This is a genomic window from Streptomyces sp. NPDC037288, assembly GCF_055603265.1.
Genome location: NZ_JBVJVY010000007.1, coordinates 22,123 through 38,763, shown reverse-complemented (window position 1 = coordinate 38,763; position 16,641 = coordinate 22,123). Strand labels below are relative to the sequence as shown.

Annotated in this window: 16 protein-coding genes; 5 read left to right on the top strand and 11 right to left on the bottom strand. The window is 72.0% G+C overall.

Translation table 11 applies throughout. The features are described from left to right. The first annotated feature begins 34 nt into the window (after window positions 1-34). Window positions 35-1,897 carry an anthranilate synthase family protein gene (locus ACZ7GZ_RS10560; protein ID WP_471022707.1) on the top strand — a complete coding sequence of 621 codons (1,863 nt, stop codon included), beginning with the start codon at window positions 35-37 and terminating at the stop codon, window positions 1,895-1,897. 48 nt (window positions 1,898-1,945) lie between these two features. On the opposite strand, the gene ACZ7GZ_RS10555 is transcribed toward ACZ7GZ_RS10560, so the two are convergent. The 4 genes from ACZ7GZ_RS10555 to ACZ7GZ_RS10540 form a co-directional block, all read right to left on the bottom strand. Next, window positions 1,946-2,974, bottom strand: a complete 1,029-nt coding sequence (locus tag ACZ7GZ_RS10555; RefSeq protein WP_471022705.1) for a 6-phosphofructokinase — start codon at window positions 2,972-2,974, stop codon at window positions 1,946-1,948. A 94-nt stretch (window positions 2,975-3,068) separates the two neighbouring features. Further along, the gene (locus tag ACZ7GZ_RS10550) at window positions 3,069-3,746 is read right to left on the bottom strand and encodes a response regulator (protein WP_471022703.1); all 678 of its coding nucleotides are present in this window, start codon (window positions 3,744-3,746) and stop codon (window positions 3,069-3,071) included. After that, window positions 3,743-4,969 carry a MacS family sensor histidine kinase gene (gene macS / locus ACZ7GZ_RS10545; RefSeq protein ID WP_471022700.1) on the bottom strand — a complete coding sequence of 409 codons (1,227 nt, stop codon included), beginning with the start codon at window positions 4,967-4,969 and terminating at the stop codon, window positions 3,743-3,745. The genes ACZ7GZ_RS10550 and macS overlap by 4 nt, the downstream gene beginning before the upstream one ends. A gap of 43 nt (window positions 4,970-5,012) precedes the next feature. Beyond that, window positions 5,013-5,753, bottom strand: coding sequence for a lysophospholipid acyltransferase family protein (locus ACZ7GZ_RS10540; protein ID WP_471023129.1), 741 nt, complete (start codon window positions 5,751-5,753; stop codon window positions 5,013-5,015). Window positions 5,754-5,925: 172 nt separating this feature from the next. On the opposite strand from ACZ7GZ_RS10540, the gene ACZ7GZ_RS10535 reads away from it, so the two are divergent. Genes ACZ7GZ_RS10535 through ACZ7GZ_RS10525 form a run of 3 tightly spaced genes read left to right on the top strand, consistent with a single transcriptional unit; the run spans window position 5,926 to window position 7,979 of the window. Continuing rightward, a complete protein-coding gene (locus tag ACZ7GZ_RS10535) occupies window positions 5,926-6,705 on the top strand; it encodes an alpha/beta hydrolase (protein WP_471022699.1) in 780 nt (259 codons plus the stop codon). Then, window positions 6,698-7,261 carry a hypothetical protein gene (locus tag ACZ7GZ_RS10530; RefSeq protein WP_471022696.1) on the top strand — a complete coding sequence of 188 codons (564 nt, stop codon included), beginning with the start codon at window positions 6,698-6,700 and terminating at the stop codon, window positions 7,259-7,261. Before ACZ7GZ_RS10535 ends, ACZ7GZ_RS10530 begins: the two co-directional genes overlap by 8 nt. A 40-nt stretch (window positions 7,262-7,301) precedes the next feature. After that, complete coding sequence (locus ACZ7GZ_RS10525; protein ID WP_471022695.1) at window positions 7,302-7,979, top strand: TetR/AcrR family transcriptional regulator C-terminal domain-containing protein; 678 nt, start codon at window positions 7,302-7,304, stop codon at window positions 7,977-7,979. A 29-nt stretch (window positions 7,980-8,008) separates the two neighbouring features. Here ACZ7GZ_RS10525 and ACZ7GZ_RS10520 read toward each other — a convergent pair whose 3' ends face one another. From ACZ7GZ_RS10520 to ACZ7GZ_RS10490, 7 genes are all read right to left on the bottom strand, one after another. After that, complete coding sequence (locus tag ACZ7GZ_RS10520) at window positions 8,009-9,379, bottom strand: serine hydrolase domain-containing protein (protein WP_471022693.1); 1,371 nt, start codon at window positions 9,377-9,379, stop codon at window positions 8,009-8,011. A 99-nt stretch (window positions 9,380-9,478) separates the two neighbouring features. Next, window positions 9,479-10,231, bottom strand: a complete 753-nt coding sequence (locus ACZ7GZ_RS10515) for an endonuclease/exonuclease/phosphatase family protein (protein ID WP_471022692.1) — start codon at window positions 10,229-10,231, stop codon at window positions 9,479-9,481. A 126-nt stretch (window positions 10,232-10,357) separates the two neighbouring features. Further along, window positions 10,358-11,311, bottom strand: a complete 954-nt coding sequence (locus ACZ7GZ_RS10510; protein ID WP_031166589.1) for an ROK family glucokinase — start codon at window positions 11,309-11,311, stop codon at window positions 10,358-10,360. A gap of 67 nt (window positions 11,312-11,378) precedes the next feature. After that, window positions 11,379-11,870 (bottom strand): DUF5304 domain-containing protein, encoded by a 492-nt coding sequence (locus tag ACZ7GZ_RS10505; protein ID WP_471022689.1) that lies wholly within the window; start codon window positions 11,868-11,870, stop codon window positions 11,379-11,381. A 57-nt stretch (window positions 11,871-11,927) separates the two neighbouring features. Further along, the gene (locus ACZ7GZ_RS10500; RefSeq protein WP_471022688.1) at window positions 11,928-13,103 is read right to left on the bottom strand and encodes an ArsA family ATPase; all 1,176 of its coding nucleotides are present in this window, start codon (window positions 13,101-13,103) and stop codon (window positions 11,928-11,930) included. Between the two features lie 43 nt (window positions 13,104-13,146). After that, window positions 13,147-13,590, bottom strand: a complete 444-nt coding sequence (locus ACZ7GZ_RS10495) for an SRPBCC family protein (RefSeq protein WP_471022686.1) — start codon at window positions 13,588-13,590, stop codon at window positions 13,147-13,149. 153 nt (window positions 13,591-13,743) lie between these two features. Beyond that, entirely contained in the window at window positions 13,744-14,541 is a 798-nt protein-coding gene (locus ACZ7GZ_RS10490; RefSeq protein ID WP_471022685.1) for a metallophosphoesterase family protein, read from the bottom strand. A 296-nt stretch (window positions 14,542-14,837) separates the two neighbouring features. Here ACZ7GZ_RS10490 and ACZ7GZ_RS10485 point away from each other — a divergent pair, with 296 nt between their 5' ends. Beyond that, the gene (locus ACZ7GZ_RS10485; RefSeq protein ID WP_471022684.1) at window positions 14,838-16,634 is read left to right on the top strand and encodes an AMP-dependent synthetase/ligase; all 1,797 of its coding nucleotides are present in this window, start codon (window positions 14,838-14,840) and stop codon (window positions 16,632-16,634) included. Window positions 16,635-16,641: the final 7 nt, after the last annotated feature.

The window sequence follows — 16,641 nt, the reverse complement described above, 5'->3', positions numbered from 1 at the left end:
TCCGTTCCTCACCGACATCGACGGAAGAGGAACCATGGACCTGGCACAGCTCCTGCACGACGACCGCCCCTTCGCCCTGCTCCGCCGCCGCACCCCCGGCCGCGACGAACACCCGGTGGAGGTCCTGCTCGGCCCGGTGACCCGCCACGACCGGCTCGCCGACCTGCCCGGCGAGGGCCTCGCCCTGGTCCCGTTCCGGCAGATCCGCGAGCGCGGCTTCGACGTCCGCGACGACGGCACCCCCCTGCTGGTACTGACCCCCGAGGAGTCGTACGAGATCCCGCTCGACCTGGCGCTGTCCCGGCTCCCGGCGCACGAGGTGCGCGTCGAGGGCGGTGGCTTCGACGTCGGCGACGAGGCGTACGGCGAGATCGTCGCCCGGGTGCTGGACGAGGAGATCGGCCGGGGCGAGGGCGCCAACTTCGTGATCCGGCGCACGTACGAGGGCGGGATCCCGGGGTTCGGCCGGGCCGACGCCCTCGCGCTGTTCCGCCGGCTGCTGGAGGGCGAGCGCGGCGCCTACTGGACCTTCGTCGTGCACACCGGGGACCGGACGCTGGTCGGGGCCAGCCCCGAGGTGCACGTCCGGATGTCGGGGGGAACCGTCGTCATGAACCCGATCAGCGGGACGTACCGCTATCCCGCCGGGGGACCGACGCCGGAGCACCTGCTCTCCTTCCTCGCCGACGGCAAGGAGATCGAGGAGCTGTCGATGGTCGTCGACGAGGAACTGAAGATGATGTGCACCGTCGGCGACATGGGCGGGGTCGTCGTCGGGCCGCGGCTGAAGGAGATGGCCCATCTCGCCCACACCGAGTACGAGCTGCGCGGGAAGTCCTCCCTGGACGTGCGGGACGTACTGAGGGAGACCATGTTCGCGGCGACGGTGACCGGGTCTCCGGTGCAGAACGCGTGCCGGGTCATCGAGCGGCACGAGGTCGGCGGCCGGGGCTACTACGCGGGAGCGCTGGCCCTGCTCGGCCGGGACTCCGGCGGTGCGCAGACCCTGGACTCCCCCATCCTGATCCGCACCGCCGACATCTCCGCCGAGGGACGTCTGCGCGTGCCGGTCGGCGCCACGCTGGTGCGCGGCTCGGACCCGGCGGGCGAGGTCGCGGAGACGCACGCGAAGGCGGCGGGTGTGCTGGCGGCCCTCGGGGTACGGCCGTCCCGGCCGCGCGCGGAGCGGGAGCAACCCCGGCTGGCCGACGACCCCCGGGTGCGGGCGGCGCTGGACGGGCGGCGGGCCGCGCTCGCTCCCTTCTGGCTGCGGATGCAGGAACCGGCACAGGAGCTCACCGGCCATGCCCTCGTCGTCGACGGCGAGGACACCTTCACGGCGATGCTGGCACACGTGCTGCGGTCGAGCGGGCTGGACGTCACCGTCCGGCGGTACGACGAACCGGGGCTGCGGGCGGCGGTGCTCGCGCACGAGGGGCCGGTGGTGCTCGGCCCCGGTCCGGGCGACCCGGCGGACCTCGCCGACCCGAAGATGCGGTTCCTGCGCGAACTGACCGCGACGGTGATCCGGGAACACCGGCACGGGGTGCTGGGCGTCTGCCTGGGCCATGAGCTGATCGCGGCAGAGCTGGGGCTGCGCATCGTCCGCAAGGAGGTGCCGTACCAGGGCGCGCAGACCACCGTCGACCTGTTCGGGCGGGCCGAGACCGTCGGCTTCTACAACAGCTTCGTCGCCCGCTGCGACGACGGGGCGGCCCGGGAACTGGCCGCACACGGCATCGAGGTGAGCCGCGCGGCGAACGGCGAGGTGCACGCGCTGCGCGGTCGGGGCTTCGCGGGTGTGCAGTTCCACCCCGAGTCGGTCCTCAGCCTGAACGGGGCCGCGGTGGTGCGGGAGCTGGTCGGCCGGTTGCGCGCGGTCGGCCGGGCCGGATGAGCGAACGGATCCGGGGACCGTGCGGTCCCCGGATCCGGCAACGCGCCGTCAGCCGAAGAACACCCCGACCTCCTCGTACAGCGTCGGGTCCACCGTCTTCAGCTTGGCGGTGGCCTCGGCGAGGGGGACGCGGACGATGTCGGTGGCGCGCAGGGCGACCATGGTGCCGAAGTCGCCGTCGCGGACGCAGTCGATGGCGTGCAGACCGAAGCGGGTGGCCAGCCAGCGGTCGAAGGCACTGGGCGTGCCGCCGCGCTGGATGTGACCGAGGACGGTGGTGCGGGCCTCCTTGCCGGTGCGCTTCTCGATCTCCTTCGCCAGCCACTCGCCGACGCCGGACAGGCGGACGTGCCCGAAGGAGTCGAGCGACTCGTCCTTCAGGACCGCGTCCCCGTCCTTCGGCATCGCGCCTTCCGCGATGACCACGATCGGTGCGTACGACGCCTTGAACCGGGAGGTGATCCAGGCGCACACCTGGTCGAGGTCGAAGCGCTGCTCGGGGATGAGGATGACGTTGGCACCGCCGGCCAGGCCGGAGTGGAGGGCGATCCAGCCGGCGTGACGGCCCATCACCTCGCAGACCAGCACGCGCATGTGGGACTCGGCGGTGGTGTGCAGCCGGTCGATGGCCTCCGTGGCGATGCCGACCGCGGTGTCGAAGCCGAAGGTGTAGTCGGTGGCGGACAGGTCGTTGTCGATCGTCTTGGGTACGCCGACACACGGCACGCCGTACTCGTCGGACAGGCGCGCGGCGACCCCCAGGGTGTCCTCGCCGCCGATCGTGATCAGGGCGTCGATCTCCTGCTTGGCCAGGTTGTCCTTGATGCGGCGGATGCCGTTCTCCGCCTTGAGGGGGTTGGTGCGCGAGGAGCCGAGGACGGTGCCGCCGCGGGGCAGGATGCCGCGCACCGCGGGGATGTCGAGGCGCACGCTGTCGCCTTCCAGAGGTCCGCGCCAGCCGTCCCGGAAGCCGACGAAGTCATAGCCGTACTCCTGCACGCCCTTGCGGACGATGGCCCGGATGACGGCGTTGAGCCCGGGGCAGTCGCCGCCTCCGGTCAGTACTCCGACCCGCATGGAAATGTCCCTTCGCCACGGTTTCCTGACACAGAGTCACGCTAGTGGTGATCCGCGTCACAACGGGAGAGGCGAGAAGGGTGATTCCGGGGCGCTACTCGTCGTCCAGGCCGCGCTCTATGGCGTACCGCACCAACTCGACCCTGTTGTGCAGCTGGAGCTTGCCGAGGGTGTTCTGCACGTGGTTCTGGACCGTGCGGTGGGAGATGACGAGGCGTTCGGCGATCTGCTTGTAGCTCAGGCCCTTGGCGACCAGCCGCAGCACCTCCGTCTCCCGGTCCGTCAGCCGGGGCGCTCCGGGCTCGTCGGTGTCGGGGGCGGGCACGGGCTCGGCGGCCAGCCGGCGGTACTCGCCGAGGACCAGTCCGGCCAGGCCCGGCGTGAACACGGGGTCGCCGACGGCGGTACGGCGCACGGCGTCCAGCAGTTCCCCGGTGGAGGCCGACTTCAGCAGATAGCCGGTCGCGCCGGACTTCACGGCCTCCAGGACGTCGGCGTGCTCACCGCTCGCCGAGAGGACCAGGACGCGCAACGCCGGGTTGTGGCCGACCAGTTCCCTGCACACCTGGACGCCGGGCTTGGCGGGCAGGTTGAGGTCCAGCACGAGGACGTCGGGGGCGGCGGCCCTGGCGCGGCGGACCGCCTGCTCGCCGTCGCCCGCGGTGGCGACCACCTCGAAGCCGGACTCGGCGAGGTCCCGGGCGACCGCGTCACGCCACATGGGGTGGTCGTCCACCACCATGACCTTGATCGGGTCCTGCTGCTCGCTCATCGCCGCTCCGCCTTCTTCCCCCGCGCCCGTCCGGCGCCCTTCGGTACTTTCAGTTCCACTTCCGTGCCCTGGCCGGGGACGGAGACGAGTTCGGCGCTGCCGCCCAGGTCGCGCAGCCGTCCGCGGATCGACTGGGCCACGCCGAGCCGGCCCTCTCCCTCGGCCTGGGCGAGCCGGCCCTCGGGGATGCCGGGGCCGTCGTCCCGGACGGTCACGACGATCTCGTCCGGCTCGTCCTCGACCAGGATCCAGGCCCGGGCCCCGGCTCCGGCGTGCTTGCGTACGTTGTCCAGGGCGGCGCCCACCGCGGCGGCCAGCTGCCGCGCGGCCGGCCGGGGCAGCTCGACCGGCGCGCCGGGCTCGGCCAGGCTCACCCGGGCACCCGCGTACGGCGCCAGCAGCGAGCGCAGATCGAGCGGGCCGTCGTCGTCGGGCTCTTCCACCGCGCGTACGACGGCTCCGGCGGAGGCGTCCTCCGACACCCGGGAGACCGGCACCAGACCGCCGGAGACCAGCGTGCGCAGCGCCACCTCCTGCTCGCCCGCGAGCCGCCCCAGCTCGGCCGCCTCGCCGCCGATCACCGCGCCGCGCCGCTGCACCATCGCCAGCACCTGGAGCACACCGTCGTGGATGTCCCGGGCCAGCCGCTCCCGCTCCCGGGTCGCGGCCTCGATCTCCAGCGCGCGGGCCAGGGTGCGCTCGGAGGCGCGGGCCACCTCCACGACGTAGCCGATGGCGATCGAGGCCACCCAGACCAGGATCACGTTGTGCACGGTGTCCCGGGCGGGGCTGCCCCGCTCGACCAGGTTGACGGCGGCCACGGCCGTCGAGGCGGCGGCCGCCCAGCGCCAGCCGCCCTTGATGGCGAAGGCCAGCACCGAGCCGGCGGTCCATATCGACGGCAGGGTGGGGCCGCCGCCCGCGATCCTCTGGTGGTTGTCGGCGAGTGGGGTGAGCAGGATGCCGGTCAGGGCGACGGTCAGGTCGGCGGCCAGGAAGCGCTTGGTGCAGCTCGCCGCGTTCCGCACTTTCGGCAGGGTGGCGAGGGTCCACACGAACAGGACGGCGAAGTAGGCGACGGCGACCCAGGGGCGGACGAAACGGGAGTACGCGGTGGCGCACAGGCCGATGGCGTACAGCATGGTCAGCACGCGGTAGCCGCTGAGTGCGCGCCACAGCGGCAGCTCGACCGACATCCTCATGACGCGCTCGCGCTTGGGCATGTCCCCCCGGCCCCCCGTTGTCCCCGGCTCCCCTGCTCCCCGCTTACCCTTCGGCCTTCTTGCCGGCCTCCCTGGCCTTCTCCGCTTCCTTGGCCGCCTTCGCCGCCTCCGCGATCTGCCGCTTGGCCGCCGTGGCGTACATGTCGACGTACTCCTGGCCGGAGAGCTTCATGATCTCGTACATGACCTCGTCGGTCAGGGCGCGCAGGACGAAGCGGTCGTGCTCCATGCCGTGGTAGCGGCTGAAGTCCAGCGGCTTGCCGATGCGGATGCCGGGCCGCATCAGCTTGGGCACCACCTTGCCGGGCGGCTGGATCTTCTCGGTGTCGATCATCGCCACCGGGATGACCGGCGCGCCGGTGGCGAGCGCCACCCGCGCGAGGCCGCCGGGCTTGCCCCGGTAGAGCCGGCCGTCGGGCGAGCGGGTGCCCTCCGGGTAGATACCGAACAACTCGCCGCGTTCCAGTACCTCTATGCCGCTCTTGATCGCGGCCTCGCCGGCGCCGCGCGCCCCGGAGCGGTCCACCGGGAGCTGCCCGACGCCCTTGAAGAAGGCCGCCGTCAGCCTGCCCTTGACGCCCGGGGTGGTGAAGTACTCGGCCTTCGCGATGAAGGTGACCTTGCGGTCGAGGACCGCGGGCAGGAAGAACGAGTCCGAGAAGGACAGGTGATTGCTCGCCAGGATGGCGGCGCCCTCGGCCGGTACGTTCTCCAGGCCTTCCACCCAGGGCCTGAAGGCGACCTTCAGCGGCCCTCCGATGGCGACCTTCATCGTCCCGTACAACACCCGTGTGCCTCCCGTTTCCGTCGAACAGACCTTAACCCGGAGGACCGTCAATGGACCCGACGACCCTGGTCGGTGTCAGTGCGGTCGCGTACGGTGAACCACATCCGCGCGTTGTCCCACACCTCTGCCGGTCACCGGTGGGGGCCCTCCAGGAACAGGAGCGTCGAAGGTGCCGGTCCTCCCCGGAGCCGAGCCGTACCGCCACGTGGGCGGGGAGGTGGGGGTCCTCCTCTGCCACGGCTTCACCGGCTCGCCCCAGTCGCTGCGCCCCTGGGCGGAGCACCACGCGGCGCACGGCCTGACCGTGTCGCTGCCGCTGCTGCCCGGCCATGGCACCCGCTGGGAGGACATGCAGGTCACCGGCTGGCAGGACTGGTACGCGGAGGTGGACCGCGAGCTGCGCGTCCTCGCCGAGCGCTGCTCCCGGGTGTTCGTCGCGGGCCTGTCGATGGGCGGCGCCCTGGCGCTCAGACTCGCGGCCCGGCACGGCGAGCGGGTGCGGGGCGTCGTACTCGTCAACCCGGCGAACAAGGTGCACGGCCTGTCGGCATACGCCCTTCCGGTGGCGCGGCATCTCGTGCGGACGACGAAGGGCATCGCCAGCGACATCGCGAAGGCGGGCGCGGCCGAGCTGGGCTACGACCGGGTGCCGCTGCACGCGGCGCACTCGCTGCGGGTGTTCCTGCGCCGGCTGGACGGCGAGCTGCCCCAGGTCACCCAGCCGTTGCTGCTGCTGCGCAGCGCCCAGGACCATGTCGTCCCGGCGGCCGACTCGGCCCGGGTGCTGAGCCGGGTGTCGTCCACGGACGTGACGGAGACCGTGCTGGAACACAGCTACCACGTGGCGACGTTGGACGAGGATGCGGACCGGGTCTTCGAGGAGAGCCTCGCCTTCATCGGCCGGCTCGCACCCAGTCTCGGCGAGGAAGGGACGGCCAGAGTTGGCTGAGCACGAGTCCGACCGCGAGGACCGCGAGGGCCGCGAGCCGGACGAGCAGAAGGTGCCCTTCGACGAGGACGCCGCCTGGCGTGCCATCGTCGACGGGTACGGCGAGGAGCCGCCGGATCCGCCGGGCGCCAGGCCCTTCAAGGCGGTGGAGGACCTGGCGCTCCCGGAGCCGGACAAGGACCCGGGCAGCGACCCCGACAAGGCGACGGTCCGGCCGCTGGGCAGCTCGGTCTCCTTCGCGCCCGGCGTCGGCCCGCGCGACTACACGCCCCCGGAACCCTCCGAGGACGACTTCGACGAGGACGACGAGGGCCACTTCGTCCCGCCGGAGCCGCCGCCACTGCCGGCCGCCGACACCACGGCGAAGTTCGCCTGGCTGGGTGTCGTCGGCGGGCCGGTCCTGCTTCTGCTGGCGGTGCTGTTCGGCTGGCAGATGACCTGGTGGCTGACGACCCTCGGCATCGGCGGCTTCCTCGGCGGCTTCGCGACGCTGGTGATGCGCATGCGCACGGACGACGAGGAGGACGACGACCCCGGGCGCGGCGCGGTGGTCTGAACTTTGTACAAGTCCCTGGTGACTCACTTATCGTGAGCCCATGCCGCGCGACACGCTCACCCCGGAACAGATCGTCCGGACCGCCGTGGAGCTTCTGGACGACGAGGGCCTCGAGGGCCTGAACATGCGCAGTCTGGGCAAGCGGCTGGGGGCCGCGGCGACCGCCGTCTACTGGCATGTGAAGAACAAGGACGACCTCGTGCTGCTCGCCGCCGACCGGGTGTGGCACGAGGTCGAGCTGCCGGCGCTCGGCGCGGCGGACTGGCGGGACGTCGCCACGGCGATGGCCGACCGGCTGCACGCGATGCTCCTGCGGCATCCGTGGCTGGTGCAGGCGATCGGCTCCCATCTGCTCTACGGCACCGGCAAGGCCCGTTACGACGACCATCTCCTCGGCGTCTTCGAGACCGCCGGGTTCCCGGCGGAGGAGGCGGACCGGGCGGCGGGGGCGGTGGTGACGTACGTCCTCGGCAATGCGCTGGGCGCGTCGGCGGTGACGTCACTGACGCGCAAGGTGCGCAGGGCCGGCGGGGACGCCGCGGAGCGGTTCGAGGAGACGCTGGCCAGGGCGGCGCAGGTGGCGCGGCCGTTTCCGCGGTTGCGGGCCCGGCTGGACACGGCTGCGGCTACGGGATACGGCGATGCGCCCGACGGTACGTACGCGGCCGGGCTGCGGGCACTGCTGGAGGGACTGCGGCCGGGCGGCACCGAAAGCTGACCGGCACCGCCCTGGCCCCCCAGGGCGGGTCAGGACCGGGTGAAGAGGCGCCCCGCCAAGTCCACCCCGGTCACCGTGCCGTCGGTGCCGCGGGAGAAGAAGCCCCGCTGGCCCTTCAGACCGCCCTCCACCACGAGGTACTCGTCGCCGTCCCCCGGCAGGAAACCGATCTCCGCCGCCGGATAGTCCGGCGGCATCTCCGCATCCGACGCCGCACGGATCTCCGGCTTGATGCCGACCGCGAGCGTGAGCCGGTCGCCGTCCGCCGCGATGTCGAGGTTCATGGCGTCGATCTCGTACCGCCCGGCGGCCTCCCGTGCCCGCTCCTCGTCGTACGGCAGCGGCTCGGGCTCCCGCTCGGCCACACCGAGGAAGAGCTCCAGCGCCCGCTTCAGCACCGACTGGTTGAACTGGTAGCCGTCCGGGGCGGCGTTGGACAGCGAGACGACGGCGAAGTCCCGTTCCGGGACCAGGAGCAGTTCGGCGAACTGCCCGTTGCCCGAGCCTCCGTGGCCGACCGTGCCCACGCCCTCCACATCCCGCAGGAACCAGCAGATGCCGAAGGCGTCGCCGAGCGTGCTGCCCCGCAGTGCGACGGTCGGTTCCCGCATGCGGCGCAGCGTCCCGGCGGTCAGCAGCCCCTCTCCGTCGCCCAGCTGGAACCGTGCCCAGCGCAGCAGGTCGCTCATCGAGGAGACGACGCCGCCGCCGGGGTTGTCGCCGCGCAGTCCGGCCCGCCGGGACTTCCAGGGGCGGGCGAGGGTGAGGGTGCCGTCCTCGGCGCGCTTGTGGCCCACGGCGAAGCGCCGGACCACGACGTCGTCCAGGTCGAAGACGGTGTCGGTGAGGCCCAGCGGCTGCAGGACCAGTTCGGCCAGCGCCTTCTCGAACGTGAGGCCGGTGACGTTCTCGACCACTCGGCCGAGCAGGTTGTACCCGGCCTGGCTGTAGGAGGCACGGGCGCCGGGCGGCGCGATCAGCGGCAGCCGGTCCAGCTGCCCGACGAACGCGGCGAGCGAGCCGTCGCCCTCGTCGGCGTCGACCAGGTTCCAGTCCAGGCCCGCCGTGTGGTTGAGCAGGTTCAGCACGGTGATCCGGGCGGCGGTGTCCTCGTCGGCGAGGCGCAGGTCGGGGACGTACCGGCGGACGGGTGCGTCGAGGTCCACCCTGCCCTGCTCGACCAGGCGCATCAGCGCGGTCGCCGTGAAGCTCTTGCTCACCGAGGCGAGGTGGAAGAGGGTGTGCTCGTCGACCGGCAGGGGGTGCTCCACGTTCGTCACGCCGTGCGTGACATGGATTTCCTCGCCGCCCGTCAGTACGGCGACGGCGGCCCCCGGCACGCCGTACTCCTTCGCCGCCGTCTCCACGAACGCGGCCAACTGCTCTTGCTCGCCGGACATCGGGTCCCCCTCCTGGCTACTTGAACTAAGTACAGGAGTGACTGTAGGCGGGCCGGGCCGGGCCGCACAAGGCTTTCTTGCACTTAGTTCAGTCGAAGCTCACGTCACCGGTACACGAAGGGCCGCCAGCACCGGGAAGTGGTCCGTGGCCGCCTTCAGATCGGCCCCGGTGACACCCGGCTGGTCCAGCGGGACCCCGCAGCCGAGCACCTCGATGCCCTTCGTGACGAAGACGGCGTCGATACGCTCAGGCGGTTCGCTGTGCGGCCAGGTCTCCTCGCCGCCCCAGGGCGCCACGGCCCGGCAGTCCCGCAGGCTCGCGGAGACCAGCCGGAAGGCGGGGCCGCCGGGGCCTTCGTTGAGGTCACCGCCGACGACGGCGTGTTCCACGCCCAGGTCGGCGAGATGCTCGAGGACCAGGGCGGCCTGCTCGTACCGCTCCTTGTCGTCCAGGCTCAGATGACAGCTGATCACGCCCAGCCGGGCCCCGCCGAAGCGGATCACCGCCATGGCGAGGCCGCGCCGGTGCAGTCCGGGGGTCAGGGGCAGCAGGATGTCCTCCGCCCGCTCCACGGTGGCCCTGAGTGAGCAGAGGATCGCCGGGCCGGCCGCGGTGGCTCCGCCGGTGAGGATGACCTGGCCGGTGGCCGCGGCGAGGCGGGCGAGCTTCTTGTGCCAGCGGAAGAAGCGGGGGGCTTCCTGGATCAGGACGAGGTCCGGGGCGCAGGCGGTGATCACTCTCGCGAGGGCGCGGGTGTCGTCGCGCATCGAGCGGATGTTGTAGCTCAGGACGCGGATGACGGGTGAACCGCCGGATTCGGTGCGGGAGTTGGGGAGCAGAGGGGTTGCCATGCCGTCAATCTACGACGGCGGCGGCGTCTGGGCGCCCCACGGCACGGGGCGCGGGGTCCGTGTGCGACTGCCCGTGTGTGGTGGCCTGTCGCGCAGTTCCCCGCGCCCCTGTGCAGCTGGTGTTGCTCACATGATCGGGTCGGGTTCCCTGGCCAGGTCCGCCGCGCCCACCAGGCCCGCCTTGTTGCCGAGCTGGGCCGCGATCACGTCGGCCACCGGGCGCCAGTTGCCGCCCACCAGCCAGCGCTTGTAGGACTTGCGGATCGGGTCGAGGACCAGCTCGCCCTCGTCGGAGAGGCCGCCGCCGACGATGAACGCGGACGGGTCGAACAGGGAGGCCAGGTCGGCCAGGCCGGCGCCGGCCCAGCGGGCCAGCTCGCGGTAGGAGTCGACGGCGACCGGGTCGCCCTGGCGGGCGGCCATGGAGATGTGCTTGCCCTCGATGCCGTCGGGGGTGCCGTCACCGAGGCCGAGCAGGATCTCGGCGTGTTCGGGGGTGGCGTTGGCGCGCTGCTTGGCGTAGCGGACCAGGGCGCGGCCGGAGGCGTACTGCTCCCAGCAGCCCTGCGAGCCGCAGCCGCACAGCAGGCCGTCCGGGACCATCCGGATGTGCCCGAACTCCGCGGCCACGCCGAAGTGGCCGCGGCGCAGCTTGTTGCCGATGATGATCCCGCCGCCGAGGCCGGTGCCGAGCGTGATGCAGATGACGTTGCGGTGGCCCTTGCCGGCGCCGAACTTGTACTCGCCCCAGGCGGCGGCGTTGGCGTCGTTCTCGACCACGACCGGAAGGCCCACGCGGGCCTCGACCTTCTCCTTCAGCGGCTCCTGGCGCCAGTCGATGTTCGGCGCGAAGTACACCGTCGAGCGCTGCCGGTTCACGTAACCGGCCGCACCGATGCCCACGCCGACGATCTCGTGCCCGGCGCGCGCGCCCTCCACCGCCGAGGCGATGGCGTCCACGATGGCCTCGGGCGTGGTGGGGGTCGGCACCTTGAAGGTCGAGAGGATGTTGCCTTCCTCGTCGACCACGCCGGCCGCGATCTTGGTGCCGCCGATGTCGACGCCGATGGTGAGTCCCATGAATCCCTCAGTTTCGGTCGAGCCCCGCTACGGCCAACCGTACCCGAGGCCCTGCCGTGGAAGGGTTTCAGTCCAGGTCGATGCGTTCCCCTGGGCCGGTGCCCTCGCCCCGGTCGCGCCGGCCGTCCGGCCCCTCACGGGTGAGGTCGTCGGCCGTGCGGTCGGTCCAGCGGCGCTCCTGGGCCTGGACGGCGGAGCGGTAGGCGGCGAGCAGTTCGCCGCCGGCCGCGGCCAGGTGGTCGAAGACGTCCGGGTTGCGGTCTATGACGGGCTCGACGGCGGCCTTGGCCTGCTGGACGACCTGGCGCACCACCTGCTGCGCGGCCGGTCCGGCAAGGCTGCCGAGGAGCGGTGACGAGAGGCCGGACAGCTTGTCGGCCACCGTGTCCACGAGTTTCTTCAGTTCCTCGGCGGCCGAGCCCGGCTCCGGGCCGTAGCCGGCGCGGCGGCGGGCCTTCTCGGCGGCGAGGTCCTCGGCGCAGGCCGTGGCCCAGGCGTCGGCGTCGGCCGCCCGGCCCTGCTCCTCGGACGAGTCGGATGCGGGACGCTCTTCGCTCATGGCGGACTCCTGACTACGGTTCGCCTTTACGACGTTACCCGAACGGGCGTGCCCGGTTCACCGTCCGCCGGCGGGCCACAGATCGGGGTCCGGGGCGAAGCGGATGCGCAGTGCGCCCTCGCGCAGGGCGGCACCTGCGACGGTGCAGCGGCGCAGCGCGGAGGGCAGCGGGACGAGCCGGCGGAAGGGGCCCGCGGTGATGACGAGTTCGTCGCCGCGCCGGATCAGGTCCAGCTCGTCGCGTATGGCGCCGGGCAGCGGGATGTGCCAGACCAGCACCCCGTCCTCGGCGATCCGGTCGGCGACGGGCCACTCGGCCGGGGCGGGCGACGGGTTGACGGCGGGCAGGGCGAGGGCCGAGAGGTCGTCGGTGCCGCGCGGGTCGCGGCCGAGGTGGGGGACGGGGTGGACGTCGTACGGCTCCTCCTGCCACTCGGCGAGCGTCTTGCGCTGCTGGGCCAGGAGGGAGGAGAACCAGCTGTCGCCGGTGGCCTCGGGAAGGACGCGGTTGGCGATCAGGGCCTCCGTGCGCAGGGCGCGCAGGGCAAGGCCCAGGCGGGCGGCGCGTACGGCGTCGGCGCCGGCCGGGCCGGGTTCGGCGACCAGGCGCACGGCGGTGTTCCGGTCGGTGAGGACGGCCTCGACGGCGGCCAGTTCGACGTCCCAGCGGGCCGCCGTCTCGTACAGCCAGTCGGCGGGCATGGGGACACCGGCCAGCCGGCCGAGGACCGGGCGCAGGGCACGGGCCGCCTGCCGCTCGGGCGGGAGCAGGCGGCGCAGGTAGCGGCGCAGTTCCTCGGGGAGGGCGAGCAGGGCGAGGGCCTGCGGGAGGGGCGGGAGGTCGACGACGAGGAGGTCGTAGCGCTCGGAGAGGGCGGCGTCCCGGAGCGCACGCAGGAAGGACAGCTCCTCGGCGCCGGGCAGCGGGGTGACCTCCTCGGCGTCCAGCCGGGCGGCGCCGAGCAGGTCGAGGACGTTCGCGGCGCGGGTCTGGAAGGCGGTGAGGTCCTGGCGGAAGCGTTCGGCGGCGTCCGGGCGCCAGGTGGTGAGGTTCGGGGCGGCCTGGCGGGGGGCCGGTCCTGTCGCGGAGCCCAGTGCTGCGCCCAGGGTGTCGGCGTTGTCGGCACTGAGGAGGAGGGTGCGGGTGCCCTCACGGGCGGCGGCGAACGCGGTGGCGGCGGCGACCGTGGTACGGCCGCTGCCGCCGGGACCCGTGATCAGGATGGTGCGCATGAGGCTGAACGGTACCGCCGCGCGCGGGGTCCGAACGGGGTGACTACTTCTCCCCCGACTCCACCCTCTTCTTCAGACCCGCGAGCGCGCGGTCGATGATGACCTTCTCCGCCTTGCGCTTGATCATGCCGAGCATGGGGATCTTGACGTCGACGGTCAGGAGGTAGGTGACCTCGGTGGCGCCGGGGCCGCTGGGCTGGAGGACGTACGAGCCGTCCAGGGAGCGCAGCATCTGGGACTTGACCAGGGTCCAGGAGACCTCGTTGTCGCCAGTCCAGGTGTAGGCCAGCGTCTGGTCGTCCTTGATCGCCCCCGCGTCCATGACGAGGCGTACCTGCTCGGCGCGGCCCTGGTCGTCGGTCTTGAGGACCTCCGCCTCCTTCACCTCACCCGTCCAGTCCGGGTAGCGGGCGAAGTCGGCGATCACCCCCATGACGTCGGCCGGTGCCGCCTCGATCGTGATGCTCGAGCTGGTGTGTTCCGCCATCGCCGTGGCTCCTCCAGATGCGGGCCGGTACAGAGGTCGTCGTGCGCACGTGTGTGCAGCGTGAAGGCTACCGCGCCGCCGACCTGCCGCCTTCACCCCATGTCCCGCCGATCGCCCGCCATGGCCTGCCGACGCCCCTCGATGGCTCGTCGATCACCATTCGAGCGCCCAGGGGCGGCCCGTTCCGGCGAAGTGGCCCACGTTCACGCACTCCGTCGCGCCGATCCGCATCCGGCGCGCGAGCGGCTGATGGACGTGGCCGAAGAGCGAGTAGCGGGGTCTCGTGCGGCGGATCGCGGCCAGCAGGGCGCGGCTGCCGCGTTCGAAGCGGCGGGCGACGGTGTCGTAGACCAGCTCGGGCACCTCCGGCGGGATGTGGGTGCACAGCACGTCGACCTCGCCGACCGCCTCGATCTTCGCGGCGTACTCCTCGTCGCTGATCTCGTACGGCGTCCGCATGGGGGTCCGCAGGCCGCCTCCGACGAAGCCGAAGGTCCAGCCGCCGATCTCGACCCGCTGGCCGTCGAGGACGGTGGTGCCGGGCCGGGCGTACTCCCGCCACAGGGGCGGCATGTCGACGTTGCCGTAGGTGGCGTACGTCGGGGTGGGGAACGCGGCGAACATCTCGGCGTACTGTTTGCGCACCGCCCTCTCGATGGCCGTGGCCCGGTCGGCGCCGATGCCGGCCCACAGCCGGGCGCCGAACTCACGGGCCTCCTCGAAGCGGCGGGCGGTGCGCAGCTCGACGATCCGGTCGGCGTTCTCCTTGCCGAACAGGTCGGGGAAGATGCCGCGCGAGTGGTCGGCGTAGTCGAGGAAGAGCACAAGGTCACCCAGGCAGATCAGGGCGTCGGCACCCTCGCCCGCCAGGGCCAGGTCACGGGCGTTGCCGTGCACGTCACTGACCACGTGGACGCGTGTCCTTCGGTTGCCGGAGGGTGTGGATGCCATGGTGATCAAGCGTAGGCCCGTGGGATGTGCGTGAACAGTGTCGGTCCCGCCTGCGGTTACTCGCCGGTCGGTTCAGCCGTGGACTACTGTGCGCGAAGGAAAGCCAACATGTGTGACGCAGCGAACATCTCGCCGGAACCCCCTGTCGGGAACGCCATACCGACGGGTAACGTCCGGGCAGTCCAGTCGTGCTCTGGATTTCAACAGCTGAATTCCCGAGCACTTGCCCGAGCCGTGGACCGCACCGTCGCATCACACAGTGTCGTGGCGCCGGCGCCCTATGAGGAGCAGCAGTCTTGCGCGAGTTCAGCCTTCCGGCTTTGTACGAGGTCCCTGCGGACGGCAATCTGACCGACATCGTCCGCAGAAACGCCGCGCAGCATCCGGACGTCGCCGTCATCGCCCGCAAGGTGGCCGGCGCCTGGCAGGACGTGACGGCCCGGGAGTTCCTGGCCGAGGTGCACACCGCCGCCAAGGGCCTCATCGCCGCCGGGGTGCAGCCGGGCGACCGGGTGGGCCTGATGTCGCGCACCCGTTACGAGTGGACGCTCCTGGACTTCGCGATCTGGAGCGCGGGCGCGATCACGGTGCCGGTGTACGAGACCAGCTCGCCGGAGCAGGTGCAGTGGATCCTGTCGGACTCGGGCGCGACCGCGTGCGTGGTGGAACTGGACAGCCACGCGGCGGCCGTGGAGTCGGTGCGTGAGTCGCTGCCCGCGCTGAAGCACGTCTGGCAGATCGAGGCCGGGGGCCTGGAGGAGCTGGGCCGGCTCGGGCAGGACGTGTCGGACGAGACGGTCGAGGAGCGCGGCTCGCTCGCCAAGGCCGACGATGCGGCGACGATCGTCTACACGAGCGGGACGACGGGCCGGCCCAAGGGCTGTGTGCTCACCCACCGCAGCTTCTTCGCCGAGTGCGGCAACATCGTGGAGCGGCTGCGCCCCCTGTTCCGTACCGGCGAGTGTTCGGTCCTGCTCTTCCTGCCGCTCGCGCACGTCTTCGGCCGGCTCGTGCAGATCGCCCCGATGATGGCGCCGATCAAGCTGGGCTGCGTCCCGGACATCAAGCACCTCACCGACGAGCTCGCCGCCTTCCGGCCGACGCTGGTCCTCGGTGTGCCGCGCGTCTTCGAGAAGGTGTACAACTCGGCGCGCGCCAAGGCGCAGGCGGACGGCAAGGGCGCGGTCTTCGACAAGGCGGCGGACACCGCGATCGCCTACAGCAAGGCGCTGGACAGCGCCTCCGGCCCGGCGTTCGGTCTGAAGGTCAAGCACAAGGTCTTCGACAGGCTGGTCTACAGCAAGCTGCGCGCGGTCCTCGGCGGCCGGGGCGAGTACGCCATCTCCGGCGGTGCCCCGCTGGGCGAGCGGCTCGGTCACTTCTTCCGGGGCATCGGCTTCACGGTGCTGGAGGGCTACGGCCTCACCGAGTCCTGCGCGGCGACCGCGTTCAACCCGTGGGACCGGCAGAAGATCGGCACGGTCGGCCAGCCGCTGCCGGGCTCGGTGGTGCGGATAGCGGACGACGGCGAGGTGCTGCTGCACGGCGAGCACCTGTTCAAGGAGTACTGGAACAACCCGGGCGCGACCGCGGAGGCGCTGGCCGACGGCTGGTTCCACACCGGTGACATCGGCACCCTGGACGAGGACGGCTACCTCAGGATCACCGGCCGGAAGAAGGAGATCATCGTCACCGCGGGCGGCAAGAACGTGGCCCCGGCGGTGATCGAGGACCGGATCCGGGCGCACGCGCTGGTCGCGGAGTGCATGGTGGTGGGCGACGGGCGGCCGTTCGTGGGCGCGCTGGTCACCATCGACGAGGAGTTCCTCGGCCGTTGGGCGGCCGAGCACGGCAAGCCGGCGGGTGCCACCGCGGCGTCGCTGAAGGACGACCCGGATCTGCAGGCGGCGATCCAGACGGCGGTCGACGACGGCAACGCCGCGGTGTCGAAGGCGGAATCGGTGCGGAAGTTCCGCATTCTGTCCTCCCAGTTCACGGAGGAGTCGGGCCACCTCACCCCGTCGCTGAAGCTCAAGCGGAACGTGGTGGCGAAGGACTACGCGGACGAGGTCGAGGCCATCTACCAGAAGTAGTCCGGCA

Excerpts from the sequence above, each read along its gene's own strand:
- ACZ7GZ_RS10560 (WP_471022707.1), top strand. The coding sequence starts at position 35 with ATGGACCTGGCACAGCTCCTGCACGACGACCGCCCCTTCGCCCTGCTC.
- ACZ7GZ_RS10555 (WP_471022705.1), bottom strand. The coding sequence starts at position 2,974 with ATGCGGGTCGGAGTACTGACCGGAGGCGGCGACTGCCCCGGGCTCAAC.
- ACZ7GZ_RS10550 (WP_471022703.1), bottom strand. The coding sequence starts at position 3,746 with ATGAGCGAGCAGCAGGACCCGATCAAGGTCATGGTGGTGGACGACCAC.
- macS (WP_471022700.1), bottom strand. The coding sequence starts at position 4,969 with ATGCCCAAGCGCGAGCGCGTCATGAGGATGTCGGTCGAGCTGCCGCTG.
- ACZ7GZ_RS10525 (WP_471022695.1), top strand. The coding sequence starts at position 7,302 with ATGCCGCGCGACACGCTCACCCCGGAACAGATCGTCCGGACCGCCGTG.
- ACZ7GZ_RS10520 (WP_471022693.1), bottom strand. The coding sequence starts at position 9,379 with ATGTCCGGCGAGCAAGAGCAGTTGGCCGCGTTCGTGGAGACGGCGGCG.
- ACZ7GZ_RS10515 (WP_471022692.1), bottom strand. The coding sequence starts at position 10,231 with ATGGCAACCCCTCTGCTCCCCAACTCCCGCACCGAATCCGGCGGTTCA.
- ACZ7GZ_RS10510 (WP_031166589.1), bottom strand. The coding sequence starts at position 11,311 with ATGGGACTCACCATCGGCGTCGACATCGGCGGCACCAAGATCGCGGCC.
- ACZ7GZ_RS10505 (WP_471022689.1), bottom strand. The coding sequence starts at position 11,870 with ATGAGCGAAGAGCGTCCCGCATCCGACTCGTCCGAGGAGCAGGGCCGG.
- ACZ7GZ_RS10500 (WP_471022688.1), bottom strand. The coding sequence starts at position 13,103 with ATGCGCACCATCCTGATCACGGGTCCCGGCGGCAGCGGCCGTACCACG.
- ACZ7GZ_RS10495 (WP_471022686.1), bottom strand. The coding sequence starts at position 13,590 with ATGGCGGAACACACCAGCTCGAGCATCACGATCGAGGCGGCACCGGCC.
- ACZ7GZ_RS10490 (WP_471022685.1), bottom strand. The coding sequence starts at position 14,541 with ATGGCATCCACACCCTCCGGCAACCGAAGGACACGCGTCCACGTGGTC.